Origin of the sequence: Bacillus sp. FSL L8-0193, from assembly GCF_037976065.1 — a bacterium.
GTDB lineage: Bacteria > Bacillota > Bacilli > Bacillales > Bacillaceae > Bacillus > Bacillus paralicheniformis.
On record NZ_CP150261.1, the window covers coordinates 3157584 to 3182596 of the forward strand.

Annotated in this window: 26 protein-coding genes; 4 read left to right on the forward strand and 22 right to left on the reverse strand. The window is 46.8% G+C overall.

Going from position 1 to position 25013, the window contains the following annotated elements; genetic code table 11:
• Positions 1–127: 127 nt before the first annotated feature.
• The 10 genes from MHH76_RS15790 to MHH76_RS15835 form a co-directional block, all read right to left on the reverse strand.
• The gene (locus MHH76_RS15790) at positions 128–1204 is read right to left on the reverse strand and encodes a bifunctional 3-deoxy-7-phosphoheptulonate synthase/chorismate mutase (protein ID WP_043054434.1); all 1077 of its coding nucleotides are present in this window, start codon (positions 1202–1204) and stop codon (positions 128–130) included.
• 211 nt (positions 1205–1415) lie between these two features.
• A complete protein-coding gene (locus tag MHH76_RS15795) occupies positions 1416–1844 on the reverse strand; it encodes a hypothetical protein (protein ID WP_025810993.1) in 429 nt (142 codons plus the stop codon).
• Positions 1845–1993: 149 nt separating this feature from the next.
• Positions 1994–2320, reverse strand: a complete 327-nt coding sequence (gene ytxJ, locus MHH76_RS15800; RefSeq protein WP_025810992.1) for a bacillithiol system redox-active protein YtxJ — start codon at positions 2318–2320, stop codon at positions 1994–1996.
• 20 nt (positions 2321–2340) lie between these two features.
• A complete protein-coding gene (locus MHH76_RS15805; protein WP_020452608.1) occupies positions 2341–2757 on the reverse strand; it encodes a YtxH domain-containing protein in 417 nt (138 codons plus the stop codon).
• Between the two features lie 3 nt (positions 2758–2760).
• Positions 2761–3183, reverse strand: a complete 423-nt coding sequence (locus MHH76_RS15810) for a DUF948 domain-containing protein (RefSeq protein ID WP_020452609.1) — start codon at positions 3181–3183, stop codon at positions 2761–2763.
• Positions 3184–3350: 167 nt separating this feature from the next.
• A complete protein-coding gene (gene murC / locus MHH76_RS15815; protein WP_020452610.1) occupies positions 3351–4649 on the reverse strand; it encodes a UDP-N-acetylmuramate--L-alanine ligase in 1299 nt (432 codons plus the stop codon).
• A 265-nt stretch (positions 4650–4914) separates the two neighbouring features.
• A complete protein-coding gene (locus MHH76_RS15820) occupies positions 4915–7818 on the reverse strand; it encodes a DNA translocase FtsK (protein WP_043054435.1) in 2904 nt (967 codons plus the stop codon).
• Between the two features lie 184 nt (positions 7819–8002).
• Positions 8003–8608, reverse strand: a complete 606-nt coding sequence (ytpR, locus tag MHH76_RS15825; RefSeq protein ID WP_020452612.1) for a YtpR family tRNA-binding protein — start codon at positions 8606–8608, stop codon at positions 8003–8005.
• 18 nt (positions 8609–8626) lie between these two features.
• Positions 8627–9436 carry a DUF1444 domain-containing protein gene (locus tag MHH76_RS15830; protein ID WP_020452613.1) on the reverse strand — a complete coding sequence of 270 codons (810 nt, stop codon included), beginning with the start codon at positions 9434–9436 and terminating at the stop codon, positions 8627–8629.
• A 19-nt stretch (positions 9437–9455) separates the two neighbouring features.
• Positions 9456–9776 (reverse strand): thioredoxin family protein, encoded by a 321-nt coding sequence (locus MHH76_RS15835; RefSeq protein ID WP_003184462.1) that lies wholly within the window; start codon positions 9774–9776, stop codon positions 9456–9458.
• Between the two features lie 290 nt (positions 9777–10066).
• Between MHH76_RS15835 and MHH76_RS15840 the strand changes: the two genes are divergently transcribed.
• Positions 10067–10513, forward strand: coding sequence for a YtoQ family protein (locus MHH76_RS15840; RefSeq protein ID WP_020452614.1), 447 nt, complete (start codon positions 10067–10069; stop codon positions 10511–10513).
• A gap of 52 nt (positions 10514–10565) precedes the next feature.
• On the opposite strand, the gene MHH76_RS15845 is transcribed toward MHH76_RS15840, so the two are convergent.
• Complete coding sequence (locus MHH76_RS15845) at positions 10566–11639, reverse strand: M42 family metallopeptidase (RefSeq protein ID WP_020452615.1); 1074 nt, start codon at positions 11637–11639, stop codon at positions 10566–10568.
• Between the two features lie 136 nt (positions 11640–11775).
• On the opposite strand from MHH76_RS15845, the gene MHH76_RS15850 reads away from it, so the two are divergent.
• A complete protein-coding gene (locus tag MHH76_RS15850) occupies positions 11776–12090 on the forward strand; it encodes a PepSY domain-containing protein (RefSeq protein ID WP_020452616.1) in 315 nt (104 codons plus the stop codon).
• Between the two features lie 35 nt (positions 12091–12125).
• Here MHH76_RS15850 and MHH76_RS15855 read toward each other — a convergent pair whose 3' ends face one another.
• The 3 genes from MHH76_RS15855 to trmB form a co-directional block, all read right to left on the reverse strand.
• Positions 12126–13823, reverse strand: coding sequence for an NAD-dependent malic enzyme (locus MHH76_RS15855; RefSeq protein WP_020452617.1), 1698 nt, complete (start codon positions 13821–13823; stop codon positions 12126–12128).
• Between the two features lie 73 nt (positions 13824–13896).
• Positions 13897–14742, reverse strand: coding sequence for an MBL fold metallo-hydrolase (locus MHH76_RS15860; RefSeq protein WP_023855520.1), 846 nt, complete (start codon positions 14740–14742; stop codon positions 13897–13899).
• 93 nt (positions 14743–14835) lie between these two features.
• A complete protein-coding gene (gene trmB / locus MHH76_RS15865; RefSeq protein ID WP_020452619.1) occupies positions 14836–15477 on the reverse strand; it encodes a tRNA (guanosine(46)-N7)-methyltransferase TrmB in 642 nt (213 codons plus the stop codon).
• A gap of 180 nt (positions 15478–15657) precedes the next feature.
• Here trmB and MHH76_RS15870 point away from each other — a divergent pair, with 180 nt between their 5' ends.
• The gene (locus MHH76_RS15870) at positions 15658–15936 is read left to right on the forward strand and encodes a YtzH-like family protein (RefSeq protein ID WP_020452620.1); all 279 of its coding nucleotides are present in this window, start codon (positions 15658–15660) and stop codon (positions 15934–15936) included.
• On the opposite strand, the gene MHH76_RS15875 is transcribed toward MHH76_RS15870, so the two are convergent.
• The 5 genes from MHH76_RS15875 to thpR all read right to left on the reverse strand — a co-directional run bounded on the left by MHH76_RS15875 (position 15931) and on the right by thpR (position 21585).
• Entirely contained in the window at positions 15931–16734 is an 804-nt protein-coding gene (locus MHH76_RS15875) for a phosphotransferase family protein (protein WP_025810990.1), read from the reverse strand. The two genes, MHH76_RS15870 and MHH76_RS15875, sit on opposite strands and share 6 nt — an antisense overlap.
• A 188-nt stretch (positions 16735–16922) precedes the next feature.
• Positions 16923–19055 (reverse strand): type I pullulanase, encoded by a 2133-nt coding sequence (gene pulA / locus MHH76_RS15880; protein ID WP_043054437.1) that lies wholly within the window; start codon positions 19053–19055, stop codon positions 16923–16925.
• A gap of 26 nt (positions 19056–19081) precedes the next feature.
• On the reverse strand, positions 19082–20002 hold the full coding sequence (locus MHH76_RS15885) for a YegS/Rv2252/BmrU family lipid kinase (protein ID WP_025810988.1): 921 nt from the start codon (positions 20000–20002) through the stop codon (positions 19082–19084).
• Between the two features lie 52 nt (positions 20003–20054).
• Positions 20055–20996, reverse strand: a complete 942-nt coding sequence (locus MHH76_RS15890) for a hypothetical protein (RefSeq protein ID WP_025810987.1) — start codon at positions 20994–20996, stop codon at positions 20055–20057.
• The gene (gene thpR, locus MHH76_RS15895) at positions 20980–21585 is read right to left on the reverse strand and encodes an RNA 2',3'-cyclic phosphodiesterase (RefSeq protein WP_025810986.1); all 606 of its coding nucleotides are present in this window, start codon (positions 21583–21585) and stop codon (positions 20980–20982) included. The genes MHH76_RS15890 and thpR overlap by 17 nt, the downstream gene beginning before the upstream one ends.
• A gap of 139 nt (positions 21586–21724) precedes the next feature.
• Here thpR and cysK point away from each other — a divergent pair, with 139 nt between their 5' ends.
• Entirely contained in the window at positions 21725–22657 is a 933-nt protein-coding gene (gene cysK / locus MHH76_RS15900; RefSeq protein ID WP_020452626.1) for a cysteine synthase A, read from the forward strand.
• A gap of 117 nt (positions 22658–22774) precedes the next feature.
• Here cysK and MHH76_RS15905 read toward each other — a convergent pair whose 3' ends face one another.
• The 3 genes from MHH76_RS15905 to pepV form a co-directional block, all read right to left on the reverse strand.
• Entirely contained in the window at positions 22775–23026 is a 252-nt protein-coding gene (locus tag MHH76_RS15905; protein WP_025810985.1) for a hypothetical protein, read from the reverse strand.
• A gap of 73 nt (positions 23027–23099) precedes the next feature.
• The gene (locus MHH76_RS15910; protein WP_025810984.1) at positions 23100–23573 is read right to left on the reverse strand and encodes a DUF2691 family protein; all 474 of its coding nucleotides are present in this window, start codon (positions 23571–23573) and stop codon (positions 23100–23102) included.
• Between the two features lie 16 nt (positions 23574–23589).
• Positions 23590–24981 carry a dipeptidase PepV gene (pepV, locus tag MHH76_RS15915; RefSeq protein ID WP_020452629.1) on the reverse strand — a complete coding sequence of 464 codons (1392 nt, stop codon included), beginning with the start codon at positions 24979–24981 and terminating at the stop codon, positions 23590–23592.
• Positions 24982–25013 lie beyond the last annotated feature (32 nt).

Sequence of the window (25013 nt, forward strand, 5' to 3'; positions counted from 1 at the left end):
TCCCTTTATTTTTATAATTAATTTAAATAAGAATAAACAGCTTTTTAATTAAAAATAAGACATTTTTTCGACAATTTTTGATGACAACTAAAAAAAGGACCGCTCGAAAGCGGTCCATAAACGAATCTTATGCTTTTACTTGAACGAGCGGCTTCAGTTCATTTAACCATTTTTCAAATGTCGGGATATCCATTTGCTGAGCAGAGTCGGAAAGCGCAACAGAAGGATCAGGGTGAACTTCGGCCATGACGCCGTCAGCTCCGATCGCAAGCGCTGCTTTTGCTGTCGGAAGCAGCAAGTCGCGGCGTCCGGTAGAATGAGTGACATCCACGAATACAGGAAGGTGAGTTTCCTGCTTCAGGATCGGCACAGCTGAAATATCAAGCGTATTTCTAGTCGCTGTCTCATACGTTCTGATTCCGCGTTCGCAAAGGATGATTTGATCATTGCCCTGTGACATGATGTACTCCGCTGCATTGATGAATTCCTTCAGCGTTGCGGCAAGTCCGCGCTTCAGCAGAACCGGCTTCTTCACTGAACCGGCGGCTTTTAAGAGCTCGAAGTTTTGCATGTTGCGGGCGCCGATTTGGATAACATCAATGTAATCAATGGCTTCTTCAATATGCTGCGGATTCACGATCTCACTGATGACGGCAAGATCATACTCATCAGCAACACGCTTTAAGATTTGCAGGCCTTCAACACCGAGGCCTTGGAAGTCGTACGGGCTTGTACGGGGTTTGAAGGCTCCGCCGCGAAGCAGTTTCAAGTTTTGCTTTTTAGCTGCGGCTGCAACTTCGGCTACTTGCTCATAGCTTTCAACTGCACACGGACCGACGATAAATCTTTGTTCTCCGTCGCCGATCTTTTCGCCTTTCAAATCAACGATCGTATTTTCAGGCTTTTTCTTGCGGGAAACGAGCAGTGCTTTGCTGTGATCGTCTTCCTGAAGCTCAAGTCCAGCTTTGAAAATCTCTTTGAAAATATGCTGGATCGTCGAGTTTTCAAACGGTCCGTCATTATTTTCAATAATTTCGTTCAGCATCGCTCTTTCTCTGACTGGATCGTAGCGGTTGATGCCTTGCGCTTCCTTCGCTTTTCCAATCTCCTGAACGATTCTTCCTCGCTCATTAATCAGCTTTAATATTTGCAAGTTTAATTCATTCGCCTGCTGCCTCAGCAAATCAAGTTCAGTGTTGCTCATGTTATCCATCCTTTCTTTTTAACTTCACCCTCTATGAGAATAAGAATGATTCAATTGATTAGGGTTTATTATAAACAATGTTTCTTAAAATGTCACGGAAAAATTCTTTATTACCAAAACGCTTTTAAGCGATAAAGCATTATATGCGGTTTATCCCTTGCTGTGCGGGTGTTTGTCGGAAGAATAAAAAAAAAGAATCTTGTTTGATTCTTTAACTTGATAACCTGTATATTCTCTGTATTGCGGTTTCGACGCTAAAAACCCTGTCATTCAAGGCAGCCGCCTTATCATCGGCATGTTCGACAATGTTCTCCGTAAATTGTCCGATGTTCTCGATGATCGTTTTCGGGAGCCTCTCCTGCCCTCTTTTCAGTTCATCTATATCTGTTTCAAGCCGATTCAGCCGCTTGTCCATTGCGTTTAAGCGGTTTTCTACTTTGTTTAAGCGCCCGTCTATTTCTTTGAAGCGCTTGTCGATCTCAGCGAAGCGTGCATCCACTTCATCGAAGCGCTTGTCGACCTCAACGAAGCGTGCGTCGATTTTGTCTAAGCGCTTGTCGATTCCATCAAGACGCTGATTGATCGGACTCAATTCTTCTTTTAGAACGGATTGAAGCATGTCCTTTAATTCAGTGTTCAACTCATCACCTCCTGTTTTATTAATTATAACGTACAACCATGGATCAAACGATACATTTTCCTAAAAAGGCATTTCCATGAGGCAAAAGCATCATAACAACATAGAAAACGGCCAAAACGCTATACGTCTTGGCCGTTTTTACCTGCGGATTATCTGCTGTTTTCCGCAAGTGCTTGAGCTTTAATTTGCGAATGGGAGTCGTGCCATTTCACGTTCCCGTTTGTAAAAATGAAGGCTTGAGGACTTTCGTGTTTAATTCCGTACTGCTCAGCGATATAGTTTGACAGCGGTCGGCTTTCCTGCACTTTTAAATAATAAGCCGGTATGTCTTCATGCTGATTGGCGAATGATTCAAATTCTTCAAACGCGCGCCTGCTGATCGGGCATGTCACACTATGTTTCAAAAAGATAAATGTATCGTTGTTTTCTGCAAGCTTTTTAAATTCATCCTCTGTTTGAATGAGCTGTTTCGACACGGTGATCTCCCTTTCCTCCATTATTTCTGGACGGTATCCGCTGTTTCCCTTGCTTCATCTTCTATTTCATTTTTGGCTTCTTCAGCCTGTTCTTCGATTTTAGTCGATGCTTCTTCCTTTAGTTCATCAGCTTTTTCAGCACCTTTGTTTCGCAAGTCTTTGACTTTATCCATGATCTGTGAAGACTGGTCGGCAACAAGCTGTGAAATCGAAGATGTCTTCTCTTTGGCGATGCTGACGTACTCAGAACCTCTCTCCCTCGCTTCGCTTGTGAGCTTTCCGGTCTTATCTTTTAAAACGACAGCCTGATTTCCGAGGTCATCGCGAAGCTCTTTCCCTGACTTCGGTGCTAAAAATAAAGCTGCGGCTGCCCCGATGATTCCGCCTACAAACGTGCCGATTAAAAAATCCTTAGTATTCATTCCATCTTTACTCATAAATTATTCCTCCTTCATCTTCTTTTGTTTCCATCTATTCCAAATTTCCAAAGCTGCATTGCTCCAGCTGACAACTTGAGAAATTTTTTCACGGTTTTGCTCTGCGGCTGATGTGACGGACTCTGAAACCTGCTGAATGGAGCTGTTAAACTGCCTGACCGATGTGCCGACTTCCTGAACGGCATCCACGACCGTATTCAGCTTCAAAGATTTTTCCTGAATATCATCAGCGAGCCGATTCGTCTTATTCAGGAGCTCCGTTGTTTCAGCTGTGATGCCTTTCATTTGTCCTTCAACACCTTCCAGCGTTGCGGCAACATGATTGAGTGTGACTTGAAGCGATTTTAATGTTTTTGATAAATAGATAACCAGAATAAGAAAGCTGACAGCGATGAGTGCGGCGCTTAAATATAGAATAATAATCATCTTATCCTCCTCGAGCTAAGGTCTTACAATTGATGTATACCCAATTGTTTAAATCGTAAACCTTTATATTTACTTTTTCTACACGCACGAGAGAATTCCTTTAACAGAAACTCCCGGCTCCATATGTACAAAAAAGCAGCGGATTGACTCACACTGCCTTTTTCTCATTATGCTAATACATTTTCATATGCTTTTAAATACTTTTGAATGTCACCTGCGCCCATGAAAATTAACACTGCATTTTCATGCTCCTTTAAAATCGATGTGTCATTTTCATCGATCAGCTTCGCCTGCGGGATTTTCTCCTGCAAATCGCCGATCGTCAGCTTTCCTGCATTTTCCCGGGCAGATCCAAATATATCGCAAAGATATACGTAATCGGCTTTCTTGAGGCTTTCGGCAAACTCATTCAGGAACGACTGCGTACGCGTAAATGTATGCGGTTGAAATACTGCGACAACGTCCCGTTCCGGATACTTCTGTCTGGCTGCTTCAATCGTCACCGTGATTTCAGTCGGATGATGGGCATAATCGTCAATCAACACTTGGCTGCCGGCATGTTTTTCGTTAAATCTGCGTTTAACGCCGCCAAAGGTTTGCAATCCTTCTTTAATGATATCGACATCGACCTGTTCATAATGGCAGAGTGCAATAACGGCCAAAGCGTTCAGAACGTTATGGCTGCCGTATGCCGGTATATAGAAGGTATCGTAGAATGTGTTCCTGACGAAAACATCGAACGTTGTGCCCTCGGTATTTTTGATGACATTTCTCGCCTGAAAATCGTTTTCCTCGGCAAAGCCGTAGTATACGACTGGAACGTTCGCATGGATTTTCATCAAATATTCGTCGTCGCCGCATGCGATAATTCCCTTGTTCACCTGTAATGCCATCGTTTGAAATGCGTCAAATACATCATCGATATTCGCGAAATAATCGGGATGATCAAAATCAATATTTGTCATGATCGCATAATCAGGCTGATAGCTCAGAAAATGCCTTCTGTATTCGCAGGCTTCAAGCACAAAGTACTCGCTGTTTTCGCAGCCTTTTCCAGTCCCGTCTCCAATCAGATAAGATGTCGGTTTTGCTTTCTGGATGACATGGGATAAAAGACCCGTCGTTGACGTTTTGCCATGTGCCCCTGTCACGGCAATACTCGTAAATTTCTTCAGATAGTCACCGAGGAATTTATGATACCGCACGACTTGCAGGCCTTCGGCTCGCGCTTTTTCAATTTCAGGATGGGTGTCGGGAAAAGCATTTCCGGCAATAACAGTCATTCCCGGCTTGATATTTTCCGGATCAAACGGATATATCGGGATATTTCTCTCCTCTAAAGCGGTTTGTGTAAAAATGTACTTTTCGATATCCGATCCTTGGACATTATATCCATTATCATGGAGAATTTGGGCAAGCGGACTCATACCTGTCCCTTTTATTCCGACAAAATGATAAACAGTCATAATTGTACCTCCAACAAACGTCTATCTGCTTCCCAGTATATGACGCTTATTTCAATTTGCAACCTAAGCTCGGCCGCATCGTTTTCTTCAAAGTCATCATTATATTCAGTATCAGACATTTTCAAGAGTGAATAAACCTCCTGCGTAAAGGATTTTTTTGAACCCTTTCACGGAAGTGCTCTTAAAAACGGATTAAAACGCCGCTGCCGGCGCTTTAATATGCGGCGCTCTAAAAAAAACACGCCCATCTGCTATCATACCATGTTTAGCCGAAAAGTGAACTACTTTCTATTAACTGTTCAAGCTCGGCCTTTGTAATCAGGACTTCTCTCGGCTTACTTCCTTTCGCCTCAGAAATCATGCCTTCCCTTTCCATCATATCGATTAATCTGGCAGCTCTGTTATAGCCGATGCGAAAGCGCCGCTGCAGGCTTGAAGTGCTGGCGCTGTTTTGTTCCACGGCAAATTCGCACGCTTCCAGAAACAGTTCATCCTGATCAAATCCGGCCGGATTTTGTCTGACCAATTGTTCTTGTTCAAATAAATAGTTCGGCTCCTGCTGCCGTCTGACATGTGAAACGACACGGTCAATCTCCCGGTCGGAAACAAAGTTGCCCTGCAGGCGGACCGGTTTGCCTGAACCGTTCTCCAGGAACAGCATATCCCCTTTTCCAAGCAGCTTTTCAGCTCCCGCCATATCGATAATCGTTCTTGAATCGACGGCGCTTGATACAGAAAACGCTATTCTTGTTGGTATATTGGCTTTAATCAAGCCGGTAATGACATCAACTGAAGGCCGCTGCGTCGCGATCAGAAGATGGATGCCGCACGCTCTTGCTTTTTGTGCGATTCGGCAGATGCTTTCTTCCACTTCATTCGGAGCGACCATCATTAAGTCGGCAAGTTCATCAATCACGACAACAAGATAAGGAAGTTTTTCACCCATGTTCTGTTCCCGGACTTTTTCATTAAATCGTTCAATTTCCCGAACACCGGAATGGGCAAATAATTCATAGCGCCGCTCCATTTCTTCGACAACCCATTTTAATGCAGCAGTTGCCGCTTTGGCATCTGTGATGACAGGACTGACGAGATGAGGAATTTTATTATACGGAGCAAGCTCCACCATCTTAGGATCGATAAGCAGAAGCTTGACATCCCTCGGCGCCGATTTGAATAGCAGACTGACTAAGATCGTGTTGATGCATACGCTTTTCCCTGATCCTGTAGCCCCGGCAATCAACCCGTGGGGCATTTTTTTCAGATCTGCCACGACGGGCTTTCCGGAAATGTCGAGTCCGAGGGCTGCGGTCAGAGGGGACGGATTCGTTCTGAATTCCGAACTTCTGATCATTTCGCGCAAATAAACCATTTTACTATGCAGATTCGGCACTTCAATTCCGATCGTATTTTTTCCCGGAATCGGCGCTTCGATCCGAATATCTTTCGCTGACAGGCTGAGTTTAATATCATCTGACAGATTTGTAATTTTGTTTACTTTCACTCCGGGTTCAGGATGCACCTCAAATCTTGTCACAGAAGGCCCCTGGGTGACATGAACGACATTTGCTTTGACATTGAAGTTCTCAAGCGTGACGTCCAACAGCTCGCGCTGCTCGTGTATCCAGGCCTGATCATCCGGCTTTTGCGCCGGAGGCACATCAAGCAAAGACATATTCGGGAACTGATATCCTTGAGGCGCTTTTTCTTTTTGTTTATCTGATGAAAGCATCATGACATTAAACGGAACAGAGCCTTTCTTCGATCCCGGAGCAGCTCCTGTTTCCCGTTTCCGCGGAGCCTCGGGCCGCCCCTCAACTGTCCCTGTACTCTCCCGGTCCTGTTCGCTGTTTTCGGGTTCACCCGCGCTTGACGCTGTCTCTTCCGGTTCCGGTGAAAATGATGCATGCTCATGTCTCCAGCCAGCCTGGCTGCTTCCGCTTGTTTCTTCACGAGCGTCAGCCGGCGTGTTGGAATCTGTCCGGTTTTTGTTATCGGAAGGACCATCGCTCTGGTCGGATACTTCAGAACTGCGGCCAGTGTACTGCTTTTCTGGAAAAGCTTCCGGGTCAGGCAGCATTTCGTCCGAGCCGTTAGTCTCCCCATGTTCTTCTACGATGGTTTCTGCATCCTCTGCAGTTTCCTTCTCTTCTCCGGTTTCCTCGATCTGATCCAAAAGCTTTTCGATTTGTTCCGGCGTTTGCTCGGCGGGAATTGCTTCTTCTTCCGTTATGTTCCATGATGCGGTGGCTGTCTCTTCTTCAGCTTCATACCGCAGCGCTTTCTCTTCGGCAAGCCCGCCGCCTTCTGTCATTCGCTCTTGGCGGATTTCCGCTTCTTCCGGAGTATGTGTTGAGACAGGGGTTTCCGTTCGTTCGGATTCATACCGCAGCGCTTTCTCTTCGGCGAGCCCAGAGTCTTCTGTCATTCGCTCTTGACGGATTACCGTTTCTTCCGGAGTACGTGTTGAGACAGGGGTTTCCGTTCGTTCGGATTCATGCCGCAGCACTTTTTCTTCAGCGGCTTCGCCACCTTCTGTGATTTGCTCTCGGCGGAAATCCGTTTCCTCCGACATATGCGGGACATCTTCAAATTCGGCTCGCCATGTCGGATTGCGACTCTCGCTTTTAGTCAGCGGACGGCCGTTCTTTTCAGTTTGCAAGGAAGGTTCTTCTCGTACCGGCTGCTTATTTCCGGCAACCTTCTGCTCTTTTTCAATTTCTTCGTTAAACAGCGTGACACGCGCTTCCATTTGTTTGTTTGCACGATATGTATAATTTTCCGGTTTGGCTCTTTTCTGTTCATGAAAGCCGTAAACCGGTGACGGGATGACGGACGGCCTAAAGGGTTTTTTCGCCGCTTTCTCTTCATGATGATAGGAATTTCCGGGTTTCGGCTGAGAAGCTGTGTGCCGGCCTGCCGGGCGGCGGGTCCTTTGTTCGCGGCTGTCATCCTTTTCCCGCGGCCGCGAGTTTTGATCAGGTATAACCGGGAAGCGGAATTTCCCTTTTGGATATTCATATACGACTTTTGCGTCGGAAATTTGCGGCATTTCTTCTTCTTTCTCTATAAATGAATCCGCCTCAAACTCTTCTATGTGCTTTTTTTGTTTTTCATTATCTTCATCATCGCCTAAAAACAGGCTGAACATTTTATTAAACCAGCTCATGAATCATCACTCTCTAACTCCCTTAAATTTTTCGGGGACGGTTTTAAGTATACCACTGCTTCCCCACCCAGAAAAGGACAAGTCCTTCTCATGTGTCCGCCCTCCGAATAAAAAAGCCGCCAAGTTTGTCTACCCAGCGGCTTCTTTTTTACATCTATTCGAAAGTTTTGTTCATTTTATGCCGTTAAAATGTAAAAGCTTCTCCTGCTTTACGGCTGTCATCAAGGACAAGAATGCCTTTTTCCTTCGGCGCGTCTGGGAGGTTCAGTTCCTTGGCAGAACAAATCATACCGCTTGACGCCACTCCGCGAAGTTCCGCATCTTTAATAATCATACCGCTCGGCATCACGGCTCCAACTTTGGCTACGACGACTTTTTGGCCGGCTTCAACATTAGGAGCTCCGCAGACGATTTGCAGCGTCTCGCTCCCTGCATTCACTTTGCAGACACTCAGTTTATCGGCATTCGGATGCTTTTCTTTTTCTTCGACATATCCGACTACAAACTTCGGAGAAAGATCGACGGTCAGCTCATCTTTCAAACCGTTGCGGACCAGAATTTCATTCACATCCTGGACAAAGGATTCGGAAAGCGCAACAGCTCCGCTTTCCTCAATGCTTAAATATGAGGAGACATTAAAAATGTTATAGCCTCCTGTTTCCTTTGTGTCTTTATGAAAAATTTTCACGACGTCTCCGCAGCGCTCAAAAGCGATCTCTTCGCGCGGAATATCGTTCAATGAGATGAGCAGCGTATCGCCTACGCCTTCTGGATTATAAAATGCGTTCATGAGAAAAATTCCTTTCTATCATTTCTTTTTAGGGCGGTTTTTAGCCAGAATAAAGATCGGTTCAAGCTTTCCATCCTCATAAAGGAAAGAAAGCGCAGTGATCGGCACTGTTCCGTTTGCAAAAAAGCTCATCGACATTTGCCCGAGAATATCGTATCCAGCATTGTTGCGGATGTCGGCAATAATCAGCACATCCTGGTGCGGGATTGACACCGCCAGTGTCCCTTCCGCGCTTTTCTCATACTCTGCGAGAATCGATTCGTTCAACACCCTGCTGGCGTCATAGCCGTCATTTGCTCTGAAAAAGTAGAAGTGATTGCCGGCGACTGCGTCTTCTTTGACAACGGTTTGGAGCGAGCGAAGGTTAAAGGAAGCCGTTTCCCGAATCCTTTCCTTTGTCCAGCCCTCTTTTTCCAGCATTTTTTCGTCGATCAGCCGGTATGTGTTTCCAAGGTCGAGCGCGTAGTATATTCGTGTTTCAGCCGTGTGGCCGTCAAAAATCAAGGGAACGCCTGCGCTGGATTTCTCGGGAAAGGAAGTCGAGCGGATGACGGGATAGATGAGACTTTCCCGCCCTTCCATTTCCTGCGACTGGCCTTTCATGGCATTGAGTGCTTCCTCAGTATAATAGACGACTTCGTCAATCGCATCATCTTTTTTCTGCTCCCATTTGGCGATGATCCCCGGGAGTTCGAGTGTAATGCCTTTTCCTGTATTTTTATCCTCGATTCTCAAGGTGTCTTTTTCCCTATCGAAATGAAAGGACCAGTTGTCATTTTGCAAACGTTTTTTTAATATATCGGAAAGTTTCCTTGACGTCATTTTCATAGAGGAACTCTCCTTTCGGCTACTTATTCAGGGAATCTGTCAAAAATTGCTCGATTTCCTCTTTCGTTTTTCGGTCTTTGCTGACAAAGCGGCTGATTTCGTTTCCTTCTTTAAATACGAGGAAGCTCGGGATTCCGAAAATGTCCCACTCCGCGCACGTATCAATAAATTTGTCACGGTCAACATAATAGAATGTAAATTCCGGATAGTTCGCCTCAAGCTCGGGCAAAAACGGTTCTACAAAACGGCAGTCCGGGCACCAGTCAGCCGAAAACATCAACAAGGATAAATCGTCTTTCACAACTTTTTGCAGTTCTTCATTCGTCTCGATCGTTTTCATCACTCAACGCCTCCAATATATGTTCTTATCATCCATTCGGATCATACCAGACAACCGGCTCCATATCCAGCCTTTTGCTGTCCACCTGCTTTTTTAAAAGATGAACGATTCTTTATGTATCTTACCCGTTTTAAAAAGGGAAAATCTTAACGATCCGATCCTCTTTCATATCATAAGCATAATTTTTTTGCTTTATCAAGCCATTCTCGTTTAACATGGTAAGTAATAGGGTAAAAATATCCGTTAAGGCGCCTTGCGCCGTGATCCCATGACAGTCAGGAGGAGTATGTATGGAATTTATCGTTTATCTTGCCGGAGAAATACATAGCAATTGGCGTGAAGAAGTGAAGGAAAAAGCAAAATCGCTCAAGCTGCCGATCACGTTTGTCGGACCGATGGAAAATCACGACCGCTCCGACAACATCGGTGAAGAAATTATGGGCAAGCAGGCTGATTCGATCGCGAAAGATGATGCAGCCTCGGATTTGAATAATTTTCGAACTTCCGTTTTAATGAACAAAGCGGATGTGGTCATCGCTCTTTTCGGGGAAAAATACAAGCAATGGAACACGGCGATGGATGCTTCATACGCGATTGCCAAAGGCAAGCCGCTGATCATCATCCGTCCTGAGTCACTCCATCATCCGTTAAAAGAACTGTCAAACAAAGCGAACATTACCGTAGAAACTGTCAATCAGGCGATTAAATCGTTGTCGTACGTATTTGAAAGCCGGTAGCTGTATCATCAAAAAGAGACCCTGTGCGTAAAGCGGCACAGGGTCTCTTTGTTCAATCATTTCGCAAAATCGATTGTACGGCAGAACTGTCGCAAGCTTTGACAAGCTTGAGCAGCAATTCTTTTGCAGCAAGGTAGTCATCAACGTGGATAATGGAAGCAGATGTATGGATATATCTTGAACAAATGCCGATCACGGCCGAAGGAACGCCTTCATTTGAGATGTGAACACGACCGGCATCGGTTCCTCCAGGGGAAACAAAATATTGATACGGGATGTCATGAGTCTCTGCCGTATCCAGCACAAAATTTCTCATTTCGCTGTGCGTCACCATCGTCCGGTCGAAAATCCTTAACAACACCCCTTTGCCGAGCTGGCCAAATTGATTTTTGTCGCCGCTCGCATCGTTTGCCGGACTTGCGTCAAGCGCGAAAAACAAGTCAGGCTGTATCATATTGGCCGCAGTTTGCGCACCTCTTGTGCCGAGCTCTTCCTGAACGGTCGCGCCTGAGTAAAGCGTGTTCGGAAGTTCTGCTCCTTGCAGTTCTTTCAGCAACTCAATGCTGAGTCCGCAGCCGTAGCGGTTATCCCATGCTTTCGCCATGATCTTCTTTTCATTTGCCATCGGGGTAAACGGACAGATCGGCACGATTTGCTGGCCTGGTTTGACACCGATGCGTTCGGCATCTTCCCTGTCATCCGCACCAATATCAATCATCATGTTTTTGATATCCATTGGACGTCTCCTCTGCTCATCTGTTAAAAGATGAGGAGGCGTGCTCGCGATGACGCCGGGGATCGGCCCGTTGTCCGTATGGATTTCCACCCGCTGAGCCAATAAAACCTGGCTCCACCAGCCGCCCAGTGTTTGAAACCGAAGCAGTCCGTTGTCAGTGATTGATGTCACCATAAATCCCACTTCATCCATATGGCCGGCCACCATAATTTTCGGACTGTCTTCAGGTCCATGTTTAACGCCGAACACGCTTCCCAGTCTGTCCTGGAGGATCTCATCAGCATATTTTTCAAGCTCTTTTTTCATGAAACGGCGGACTAGATGTTCATTTCCCGGGGCGCCGGGGAGCTCCGTCAACGTTTGAAAAAGCGTTCTCGTTTCCTGATTCATCTGTTTCCCTCTTTTCTTATGTATCTCTCTACATTTTACATAAGTGTGCGATGTGTTTCCAGAAGAGAGCCCATCCTTAACACGGACGGACATGTTCTGTATAATGAAAAAAACAAGCTTTGGAGGTGCTGAAAAGATGAAACTGCGCCATTTTCTTCTTGGGGCCGGCATCGGCATTGCCGCGGCCGTTGTTGTCAAACAATATGTCATGCAGCCTTACATTTCTTCTGAAAAAGCGCTGCGCATCGTCAAGTCCGCTTTTAAACAGAGAGGCCCGATCGACGGTTCATGGATATATACCGTTCCGGAAGCCTATACCGTAAACGGCGAAACCGTCATGGTGTACAAAACAGGCATTACACGTTCTGCTTTCGGAGAGCTTGAACAGTACGAAGTCATGGTTGATGCGAAGACAGGCATGATCGTAGATGTGATTGATACCGCAGCATAGCATCAAAAAAATGCGGCCTGAAATGGCCGCATTTTTTAAATGGCGCGAATCGGCCGGTAGACCGGATGCCACATCGCATCCTGTACAGCTTGAATCACATCGCCCGGCTCATTTTCTGCAACTCCGTCTTTTATGGCTGCTTTAATGACAGCCGTTGCCACTGTTGCGGAAACCGTGCGCAAATCCTCAACCTCCGGAAGGAGCGCTGCGCCGGGCCGTCCGATGTCAACCATACCCGCGATCGCAGCTGCGCTGGCGTAAAACATGTTGTCCGTAATCAGCCTTGCTTTTGATACGAGCGTTCCGAGACCGAGACCGGGGAATACAAAGGCATTGTTCGCCTGGCCGATCGCATAACGGGTGCCGTTGTAATCGACAGGCGCAAACGGGCTTCCTGTGGCGACGAGCGCCCGCCCTTCCGTCCATTTGATCAAATCTTCTGGTCTTGCTTCAGATAACGGCGTCGGATTGGACATCGGAAATATAGCCGGCCGTTTCACATGCTTTGCCATTTCTTTTACGATTTCTTCTGTAAATGCGCCCGATACAGTAGAGGTTCCAATCAAAATGGTAGGCTGCACTTGTTTTACCACCTCAAGCAGATCGATTGTATCCCCCGGGCCGTTCCGGCTAAAGTCTTTGACCTCGTCGGCAGGCCGTGCATACGGCTTTTGAATGTCCTGCAAGTCGTTCATATCATCTGTCAGCAAACCGTTCCGGTCAACACACCAAAAACGGCGGTATGATTCCTCTTCCGACACCCCCTCTTGAACAAGAGCGGCGCGAATTTGCTCTGCGTTGCCGATCCCGGCCGTCCCCGCTCCGAATATGACCACTTTATGATCTTTTAGGGGCATTTTCGATATTTTGACGGCCGCAAGCACCGCTGCAAGGGTGACTGCTCCTGTGCCTTGAATGTCGTCGTTAAAGGTGCAAATTTTGTCTTTGTATTTTTTTAAAATCTGACGTGCATTTTGCGTTCCGAAATCTTCCCAATGCAGCAAAACGCCCGGAAACGTCTCGGTTGCGATTTGAACGTATTGATCAATAAACGATTCATAACGCTCGCCTCTGATTCTTGAATGCTGATTCCCGACATAAAGCGGATCATTGAGAAGCCTTTCCTGGTTCGTCCCCGCATCAATGACAACGGGAAGGACCTTGTTAGGATCGATGCCCGCAGCCGCAGTATAAACGGCAAGCTTTCCGATCGAAATGGCGATGCCTCCGACTCCCCAATCCCCGATTCCGAGAATCCCTTCAGCATCAGTGGCCACAATCAAATCGATCCGGCTTTTTTTAGCGGCCAGATTTTCAAATGCCGTTTTCATGCCTTCAGGGTCATTAACCGACAAAAACAGCCCCCGCGGCTTTCTGTATTCATGGCTGTATTGCTGGATTGCCGTTCCGACAGTCGGGGTATAAACAATCGGCAGCATTTCTGTCATATGGTCGTTCAGAAGCCTGTAGAACAGCACTTCATTTCGGTCATGAAGCGCCGTTAAATAGACGTTTTTGCTCAAGTCATCAGGTTGTGATTGGAACTGTTTATACGCCCGTTTTGCCTGTTCTTCAAGCGTCAGCACCTTGGGAGGAAGCAATCCTGTCAAGCCGAGAGCTTCCCTTTCCTCCGGAGGGAAGGCAACCCCTTTGTTCAGCAGGGGCGTTGCAAGGACTTCAAATCCTCTTAATTGCGTCTCGATCACTTGTTCATTCAGATTATTGTGGCTCACCCGTCGTCTTCCTTTCAAAAGTTAGTTATCCTTAGGATGGATAACTACAAAGCAAACCATTCACCAAAATAGCTTAGCGCCTTTCTCTCTTTACTGACTCTGCAATTTCGCCGTTTTCATCCCATTTTAATGCCCTATAAATGGCGTCATGGTAAAAAATGTACCAGGCGTTTTTCTCGGCGGCTTTCGCCTGCCATGCTTGCTTCGCCGCAATCGATGTCATCGGATAATCGTCGTACGCCAACACCCAGAGAGGATTCTGATGGGCATGCGTCGGCATAATATCAGCCATATGAAGGGCCGTTTCGCCGGCATCCTCAAGAACGATCACGGAATGACCGTCGCTGTGGCCGCCTGTATGATGCATCGTAATTCCCGGCAAAACTTCGAGCTTCTCATCGAAGGTCCTCACTTGATGCTGAACTGCTTCCCAGTTTTCTTTCCAATATGTATTTTTCGAGCGGATATTCGGATTTCTCATCTCTTCCCATTCGATCGCAGACGTGTAAATCGCTGCATTCGGAAACACGGAAACAAGGCTTTCTCCCTCATAGCGCGTCAATCCGCATGCATGGTCAAAATGGAGATGTGTCATCAGAACGGCGTTGATATCTTCCGTTGAGAGCCCGAGTGCTTTTAACGAGTCAGCAATTGACGATTCTTCGGTGACCCCGTAATTTCGTTTCTGCTTATCCGTCAGTTTGCCGCGTCCGATACCGGAATCGATCAGCAAATTTGTGCCGTCTTTCTGAACAAGTATAGGGTCTGTTCTCAGTTCGATCTGATTTTTCTCATTGACGTCATACTTTTTAGACCAAAGCGGCTTGGGCACAACGCCGAACATGGCGCCTCCGTCCATGTGTGTGACGCCTCCGTTCAGCCATGTCAGCTTGATTCGTCCGATTGTTAAAGTTTCCATGATCATCCCTCCTTCTCCTATCGTAGCAAAAAACGCAACCCGAAGCTTCATTTGAAAGCAAAAAAACAGACCGCCGGAAGCAGTCTGTTTTTTTTATGTTCGCCATTCAGCTTCTACTCTGTAGATCGGCTGGCCTTTAGCGGCGAACTTTTCTTCGTATTCGGTCATCACGTTTCCTTGAAAATCGCTTTGATGCAGGTCAAGGCTGACGAACGTCAAAACGAGTCCGTATTCGGAAAAACTGGTAAGGGAGTACTCAAATAACCCGCGGTTATCGGTTTTGAAATGAATCGCTCCCTCGCCTCCGAGCACCTGCTCATACTTTTTCAAGAACGCTTGATTGGTCAGACGGCGCTTTGCATGGCGTTTTTTCGGCCACGGGTCGGAAAAATTCAAATAGACCCGGTCGACCTCCCCATCTGCAAAAACGTCTGAAAGCATATTGGCATTAATGTTCAAAAGCTTTACATTCGGCGCCTCTGTCTGCTTTACTTTATCAACAGCGGTTACGATGACGCTTTTAAATAATTCGATTCCGATATAGTTTACATCCGGATTTTGCAGGGCCATTCCTGAAATAAATTGCCCTTTTCCGGTTCCTACTTCGATGTGGATCGGGTTGTCATTTCCAAAAATGGAATGCCATTTCCCTTTACATTGAGACGGCTCGCTGATCACAATATGAGAGTTTTCAGCCAGGTAGTCATCCGCCCAAGGCTTGTGACGCATTCGCATGTACTTACACCTCTATTTGTTATATCGTCTTACAACATACCATGAAATCCCGGAATCCCGCAAGGCCTCTTCCAAAGCAAAAAAGACCGAAGATCGGCCTCCGGGTCTTTCGCGTATAAATTACAGCTTTCTGAACATTTTAATCCATATACTCCGAGAATGAAGGGAAGTGCCAATATTATGGGCTTAAATCAGCAAAATCAGATTCATCTATTAAAAGATATTCTCTCAGACCATCAGGCAGACTGCACCGGAACCGTCGCTGAGTGCGAACAGATGGAGCGGATTATCAAGTCTTTAATGGCAAATACGAATCTTGACGCCGGCCTGAAAGGCGTTCTCGAAGACATTTATTTGTACAGCCAGAGGGGAAAATCGTCCGCTTCAATCAACAGCCACATTCAGGAACACCAGGATCATCTCACACAATGGGTGGAAGATATCGGCTCATTTTCATGAAGCTCCGGCGAGACGCTTCATTAATGCGTGAAGCTGTTCCAGCCCTTGGTGAAAGCCTTCCTGATTGCCTTTCGCTTCTTGCCAGAGTGTTGTCATTGCTTTTTCCGCCAATACGTACCAGGCCATTCTCAGCCTGAGATTGTCCGTTAACGAAGAGCCGTAGCGTTCGAGCCAGCTTCCCCATTCCCGCTCTTCAACGTAATGATAAAGAAGCGGCCCCAGATCGATCGCGGGGTCTGCAATCATCGCTCCATCCCAATCGATTAAATAAAGCTGGTTCTGATCTGTAAGAAGCCAATTGTTATGATTCACATCGCAGTGACAGACGACCTTTTCTCCGGACTGTACATCATCGAGATGGTGCTCCAGATACAAAAGGGCTTGGTCAAGCTGCGGTATCGGATATTGCCGGGCCTGGATAAACTGCTTCAATTGAGTAATTACAGAGTTTGGCTGAAAAGGCTGCTTGCCGAGTCTCTTCAGCATGTCTAAAAGCTCTTTGGAGCTGTGAATTTTCCGAAGCATCTCAGCCACCGCCTGGCTGTTCATATCCTTCGGCTTCAGTTCTCTTCCCTTGAGCCAGTGCTGTGCTGTAATCACATCCCCGTTTTCCATTCGTTTTGTCCAAACGAGCTTAGGAACAATTCCTTCCGCGGACAGGACAGCCAAAAAAGGAGAGCTGTTGCGCTTTAAAAAAAGCTGCTGTCCATTATGTTCTGCATAATATGCGTCTCCTGTAGCTCCTCCTGCGGGGGAAATCTCCCATTCGCTACCTAGTAATTGTCCCAACCAGTTCATATCGATTTTCAACCCATCATTTCATTAAAAGATTTTAAAAAGCATCTGCTCCCTAGAGCGGGCAGCAAACCGCTTGTATTGTCGTCTCTTTATATTCAAATAAAAAGACGGCTATTGAGAGTCATTTGTGCTAAACAATAGCCGTCTTTTAAATTTTAGCGCTAGACGCCAAACTTCGTCAAGCAAAACTAAAAAATCCCTTTTGGTTCGTATAGAACATAGGTTCCGATGCCGTTCAGCCGAAGCCTTTTTTCCGCTTGAACCTTCCCATTGAAGAACGTAAAAGGATCGCAGTGCAGCAAGTACTGTTTCTGGGCGGGCAGCTCAAGCGTTTCCTTTTTTGCAGACGGACAATGCACCACTATGATTTCGTTCCAGGGATCAAATGCTGCAATGTTCTTCAGCTTGTAGGCCGTCACTTCTCCTGTACCGCTCATAAAAGAAAGATGTTCCTTGACTTCCTCCTCTTTTTGCAGACGAAAAGCGGGATGGCTTCTCCGCAGCCTGATCAGCTGGCGCACATATTCGATTTCCTCGCAAAGCTCCGCCCGCTTTTCCCAATCGAGCCTGTTGATGCCATCTCCCGACCTGTAGCTGTTGCTGTCCCCATTCTTTGTTCGGCAAAATTCCTGCCCGGCATGAAGAAATGGAACGCCTTGCGAAAGCAGGACGATCGACAGCGCGAGCCTTTGCCTGATCCGTTTTGTGCAGGCATCTTCTTCCGAACAGAAGGCCATCTTATCCCAAAACGTATGATTGTCATGGCACTCCGCATAATTGATTGACTGTGGCGGCAGCAAGAATCCCGGTGAGCCGGCAATTCCATGTTGAAGCTCAGCTTTTTTTCCAGTGTCCCCTAAAGCATATCCGCGGTCACCGAGCTCAAATGTACTCCCTTTGACTGCGTTTCTGAACCGATCATTAAAAAAGCCGACCGCCGGAACTTTCCCGGCATTTTGCAATGTTGCTTTTTGCCCGCTTTCAAGCGGGGTATTTAAATCCCAGCCTTCTCCGAACAGGAGCGCGCCCGGCTTCACATTCTCGGCAAGCTTACTGATTTGGCGGACGGTTTCAATATCAAGAATGCCCATTAAATCAAAACGAATTCCGTCGACATCATATTCTTCAAGCCAATAGCGGACAGAATCGAGAATATATTTTCGCACCATCAGCCGCTCAGATGCAATGTCATTTCCGACGCCTGTTCCGTCGGCTGGAAAACCGTATTCATTATGTCTGAAAAAATACCCGGGAACCGTTTTTTCAAAAGGGGATGTTTCCCTCTTGTACACATGATTATATACGGCATCCATGATCACGGAGAAGCCGTGTTTGTGCAGCGTCTGAATCATCGTTTTCAGCTCGGCGATTCTGCTTTTGGGGTTCTGCGGATCGAGCGAATAGCTTCCTTCAGGCGCATTAAAATGAAGAGGGTTATAGCCCCAATTATAGGATTGGTCCGGAGACAGCTCGTCAACTCCGGCAAAATCGTGAAAGGGCAGAACCTCGATATGGGTGACGCCGAGCTCTTTCAAATAGGCAATTCCCGTTGAGAAGCCGCCGGACGTTTCAGTTCCGTCCTCTGTAAAAGCAAGATATTTGCCTTTATGGCGCATACCGCTGTCTTCATGAATCGAAAAATCGCGGATGTGAACCTCATATATAATCGCATCACACGGACTGTGAAGGCTTGGCGCACGGTATTTTTTCACTTTGACTTCCTCAGGATCTATTACAACGCCCTTTTCCCCGTTTACCGTAACAGCTTTCGCATAAGGATCGACTGTCAATAACGGCGTCCCGTTTACATAAAGCTTATATAAATAGGACCAGCCGTTCAGATCGCCTTCGACCGTTACCTCAAAAACACCCTTTTCTCTGCGCATCATTTGAAAAGTATTTGTTTGAAGCAAATCAGGGCTCTCCAGCTTGATCGCTGCCGTACTCGCGGTCGGCGCCCATACCTTAAATAAAGTACGCTCTTTTGAATAAAAAGCACCGAGACGGCCGTCATAAAAAAAAGCCTTGTCAAACGCCGCACTTCGCGTAACAGAACCAATTTGCAGGTCTGTCCAGACGCTTTCTTCACAGCATACTTTATGAACTCTTCCGAATGGAACGGGGCGGCTGCTTTCGAGAACATACTTGAATTTCTCCTCAAGCTCCTCCGTCGCTTTTACCGAAAGCTCTATCTTCCCTCCTTGATCATCTTCAAGTAGAAAAGGGGGGCTGCAGCTTGAGGCGCGGCTCTTCGGAACTAAAACAGTGATCGTTCTCATTTCATCGAGATAAGCTTCAAAGGGGCGGCTGATACCCGGCATCTCAGTCTCTCCTTCATTCGAAAGATTTATGCTCTTAACCGAAGAGATTCGGTCCCTGTTTTGATGAAAACGGGCGCCCAGCCGATCACCTCTCCATCCGCTTGAAAGAGCACCCGCTCATTCGTATGAAAATAAATTTCTTTCGTCTTAAACGCCGTAACACCGTTTTTACCGATGTGTTTGCCGAATATCATTGCAAACAAGAGGCCGGCTTTTTTCAATACGGAGCGGTCTTCAATAATGATCACGTCTAAAAACTCATCCCGCGGATTCGCGTTCGGTGCAATCTTCATGTCTCCGCCATAGTAGGGGTGATTTGAAACCGACGCAAACCAGATTTTTTTAAACGTACGCTTGTCATCCCCGTTCTCATACGAAAGAACAAACGGTTTAAACGTAAACGCCGTAACAAAGAAAATCAGCGGCTGAATCAAATGATTCAGCCTGAGAGCAGCCGTCCATTTCGGCAAAGCAGTCATCTTTTTGACGGCGCAGGCATCAAATCCTAGGCTGAGATGATTGGCAAAATAGAGTTCGTTTTCACTGTCTTTCGTATGAAAGCTTCCGAGGGCATAGGTCCGGGTCAGCGATTGCCCTTTTCGCTTCATTTCTTTAATGACATTCGATTTTTTCACGGCAAAGCCGCGTTTAAAATCATTATTTAAGCCCGACGGGATGACGCTCAGCTGAATATCCCGCAAGCTGACTAAGCCGTTGAGCACTTCATGGACGGTTCCGTCCCCGCCGATCACCAGCAGACGCTTCAGCCTGTCATCCTGCATCGTTGATATTTGCCTTGCCAACACTTCAGCATGCCCGGGATGCTGGGTCATAAATGAGCGGTACGATATATTTGCCTTTTGAAGGTCTTTCTGCAATGATTTCCATACTCTGAAGGCCGTCGCATTTCCCGCCTTTGGATTTATGATGATATACCAATCGCTCATGATTCCATTCTCCATTTTATAGTATGAAAAAGCCGGGATAACGTTCTGGCGGTCAGCTCAGCCATTCCTGTCTCCGCATCGAGTCGGAGACGCCGTGCGACAACAGAATTTTCGCCGTTTTCAGCTGCTGGCTTTTAATCGGGGCGAAGTTCTTTTGCTGCTTCTCCAGCCACTCTTTCCAGTGTCTTTTGTCGCAAATGCCGATTCCGTAAGGAGGTTCCGGATAATCGATATACGATGTCCGGCTGACAACAACTTTGCGCACAGGCAGTTCAATTCCCGATCCCTTTAACAAGCCGGAAAGAACCGTGCCTGTCCTGAGAAGCTCAACAGCCGGATTTAACAGTGACCGTTCCCTTCCCCTTACCGTTTTTTCTTTCCAAAAACGATCTTTGGAACCGATAAATGCGCTGTCCTTCTCGCCTTCGAGAAATGATATACAGTAGATCTCAAGAGGTGTGAGAATCAAGACGCTGAGCTCTACCGCAGCCTGATTTACCTGCAGCACCGGCCGATACATGATGAAATATGAATCCGGCAGCTGCTGTGCCAAAATGTGCAGGATTTTATCGCTTTTTATTTCCCGGGAAAGCCTGGATATGTCAGAGATTGTCGAGCTTGCCCATTTCAGCTGAAACTCGTACACGTATTCTTTGAAAAACGACACGAGTTCCTCCCGTGCCGCAGGAATTCTTGCAATCAAGCTTTCATCCGTTTCTCCGTCCAGTCCGTTAAACCATTCATCGGCTTCTTTTCCTTTATTAATATCGGATGCTTCTTTTTTTCTCTTTAATGTAAATGTCTTCTTTCTTTTTCCGACCGTTTCATCATCGGCGGCTTCTTTATCGTAATGAAGGCTGTCTTTCTTTTTCTCAGCCATCTCTTTAATTGACTGCCAGCGCTGCTTTTTCAAGCGGATAAACTGGTTGATATAATGATAAGGATCCTGTTCATACCTTGAAATGCAATCCTGTATTTTAATAATCTGTGCCATCTGCGTTCATCTCCGAATCTTGCTTTTCTGCAGCCGGCCGTTCACCGAAATGGAAAACGGCTTGATGCTCATATTTGGGAAGCCTGTCTAAATGAGTTTGAAAGATGGTGAAATGCCCGGCCATAAAAGACACCGCGTCTTCAAGAGGCTCCAGGCGGCCGTTAAAAGAAGCCGATCCATTCCACTTTCTAGCAACCGTCATATGTGGATGAAAAGGCCGTTTTTCAATTTCAAATCCCGCCGCATCTGCAGCATGCTTCACCCGTTCCCTCACGTGAAAGAGAGCGTCTGAGTATTCCGGTTCCGCATGAAGAATTCTCGGCTCCGACGGCTTGCCGAAGGTTCCGAAACGTTTCAAGGCAATCTGAAACGGAGCCGTCTCAGCGGAGATCAGCTTGAGGCTGTCAGCAAGCATAGCCAGCTGCTCTTCTTCAGCGGAGCCGAGGAACACGAGGGTGATGTGATAGTCCAAAGGATGCACCCATCTATGAAAAGAAAATTCCGGACGGCTGCTGACTGTTCGATAAAGCGGCTCACTAAGCTCCGCCGGAATTGGAATTCCAATAAAGTAATGCGGTTTGACTGACATATGTATGGCTTCCTCCTCATTCGTCTTCTCTATATTTTAACAAAAAATATAAGGACTTATAACCTCTCTATTTTCCACTTTCCGAGGCCTTATGATAGGATAATGACAGAATCATGTTTTTTGGAAAGGGTGCACAGCCGTGAAAGCCGTTCACAATATTGCAGAATTAATCGGGGAAACGCCCCTTGTCAAGTTGAACCGCGTTCAGCCCGAAAACGCAGCCCAAGTTTATATCAAGCTTGAATCTTTTAATCCGAGCGGAAGCGTGAAAGACCGCGCGGCCTACCAAATGATTGTGGATGCCGAAGAAAAAGGCCTGCTGAAACCGGGTTCAACCATCATCGAACCGACGAGCGGAAACACCGGCATCGGCCTTGCGATGAACGCTGCGGCAAGAGGCTACAAAGCCATTCTTGTTATGCCTGATACGATGACAAAAGAGCGGATCAACCTTCTGAAAGCGTACGGAGCTGAGGTCGTCCTGACGCCGGGGGATGAAAGGATGCCGGGCAGCATCAAAAAAGCGCAGGAGCTTGCTCGGGAAATTCCGGGCAGCTTTATTCCGATGCAGTTTGATAATGAAGCCAATCCGGAGGCTCACCGGAGATCAACCGCTCTGGAAATTGCCCGGGCAATAGAAGAAATCGGCAAACCACTTGCCGCATTTGTTGCAACAGCAGGAACAGGGGGAACGATTACCGGAACAGGCGAAAAGCTGAAAGCGTTATTTCCGGGGATAACCGTTCATGTGGCAGAACCTGCAGGGTCGCCTGTTTTATCCGGGGGCAAACCGGGAAAGCACAAGCTTGTCGGGACAAGTCCGGGATTTATTCCAAACATTTTAAACGAAAACGTCTATGACGAAATCTTAAAGATCAAGGACGAAGAAGCCTATGAGATGACGCGCAGATTGGCGCGGGAAGAAGGAATCCTTGTCGGCCCTTCTTCTGGGGCCGCTTGCTTCGCCGCTGTTGAAACAGCTAAGAAGCTCCCTCCCGACAAAGTGGTCGTCTGTATGACAGCCGATACAGGAGAACGCTATTTATCAAGCGATTTATTTCAATTTGATTAAGAGAGAAAAGCCTGGTTTCTGTTGTGAAATCAGGCTCAGATTGTTGAAAAAATCCCAAAGCTAAGAGACGTTTTGGGATTTTTTCATCTTTTTAGCGTGAACCGCAACCCTTGCAGTCTAGGAAGGCCGAGCATTGGAGCTGGTTTTCACAGGATTGTGATGACGGCAGTGTTCAGGCAGGACGACGCCTGCTCCGTTAGCCGCCGTTTCTCTTTTGTTCGTGAGCACCGACTTAGCAGGCCTGACAACGAATGCGAGGGTCTGACGACACGGAAAGAAGCGGATAAAACGCCCGTAACCGAAAAAGAACAAAAAATAAAATGAATAAAACCGTTTCCTCACATGCAGCAATTCCTTTTCCTGCTTCAAAAAGCCCCTCTCCTGAAAACAGCAATGTTTAACAGCAAAAAAGCCGCTCTAGAGAGCGGCCGTCTTCGTTATGCTACACATACATTCCTGTCCTGGCATCGTTGTGATCCGTTATATATTCAATCCGCTTGAAACCGCAGTCCTTTGCATTTTGATATAGAAGCTCCAGTTTTTTTTGATCTTTGCAGTATATCGTGACAAAACTCGAATCGGCTGTAAGCACAATCAGCTCGCAGCTGCTTTTCATATATGATTCATATGTGCTGACATCTTCAGGATGGCCATCCTTCGGAAAAGCCTTCAGATCGGCGAAGATGAGATAGTACCTTGCGTCTTCCAGCCTTTTTTTAAATGCTTCTCCTGTCATCACCTGCGGATCTTGAGGAAAAAGATTTTCATCTGACAATTCACCGTTTTCCACGAGATAGCATTCGCCATCGGCAAGCAGCCAATTGAAATCGGCCGGTTCAACCGGCTTCAGCATATCGAGAAGAAAGCGCCCGTACCCGTTCGGGATTTCAAATAAAACGCCTCGCTTATGACTCATGTCATCACTCTCTTTGCTACTTCGCCAATTCATAAATGGCCTGTGCATATATCGATACAGCCTTCAGCAGATCATCAATTTCCATATACTCGTCTTTCTGATGGGCAACGTCGGGACGGCCTGGAAACAGCGGTCCAAATGCCACGCCGGCTTCCAGTGACCGTGCATATGTCGCCCCTCCGATCGAAATTAATTGTGCCGTTTCCCCTGTCTGCTCCTCATAGACCCGCTGCAGCGTTTGGATCAGCTTATGGTCTTTTGCTACATGATGGGGCTTGCTGTCTTTAAAGCTCACCAGCCGGGCGCCCTTTATTTGCGAAAGCCCGGATTTCACCCGATCGCTCTCTTCAGTCACAGGATAGCGGATGTTAATATGGGCTTCTCCGCCTTTTTCCTGTTCATACTGCAGCCGGCCGACATTCAACGTCAACTCTCCACTGATGTCATCGCGGCAGCCGATGCCGATTTTTTTCCCTCTCGTATCTCCGGCAAAAGCCCCGCTAACCGTTTGAACAAACTGGAGCCCGGCTCTGTCAAGGGATTGGGTATGTAAAAACTCGGACAAAATGAGGCCGGCATTGACACCGTTATTAGGCTCCATGGCGTGAGCTGATTTGCCGTACACGGTTAATGTCAGTCTGCCGTCTTCTTGAAAAATACGCCCTTCTGCACGCTTTTCTTTTACAAACCGGACAAATGACTCTTCAAAACCTGATGGGGCAGACCCCTCTAGGACGGCTTCGGCGTCATCAGGCACCATGTTCAGACGCCGGCCGGACCGGAAAGTCTCCAATGTTAAGTCCGCACCTGTTTCCGCTTGATCAGTTTCAATTTTTAAAGCCGCGTCAATCAGGCCTTTTTCCGCATAGATAATCGGAAAATCAGCATCAGGCGCAAAACCGGCCGAAGGCATCTCTTCGTGTTTAAAATAATGCTCCACACAGCGCCAGTCGCTTTCTTCATCAGTGCCGATAATCATTCTGATTCGCTTTGATAATGGGAGGCCGGAGTCTTTGACAATTTTTAATGCATGATACGCGGCCATTGTCGGCCCTTTATCATCAAGCGCTCCTCTTGCATAGATGCGGCCGTCTCTAATTTCTGCAGCAAACGGATCACTCGTCCAGCCATCTCCGGGCGGAACGACATCAATATGGCAAAGCACGCCGATGATCTCCTCGCCTTTCCCCCATTCGATATGGCCTGCATACCCGTCAAGATTTTTGACCGTAAATCCGCTTTCTTCCCCTTTATTCAAAAGCGCTGTCAGGCATTCTTGAATTCCTTTTCCAAACGGCCGACCCGGACCCGCCGTCTCTTCATCAAGGACGCTGTTGATTTTTAAAAAACCTTGAATATCCTCTACGATCTCATTCCGTCTTTTTGACACTTCCTGTTCCCAGTTCATAATTTCGCCCCTTCTTTTTTCAGTTTAGCCAA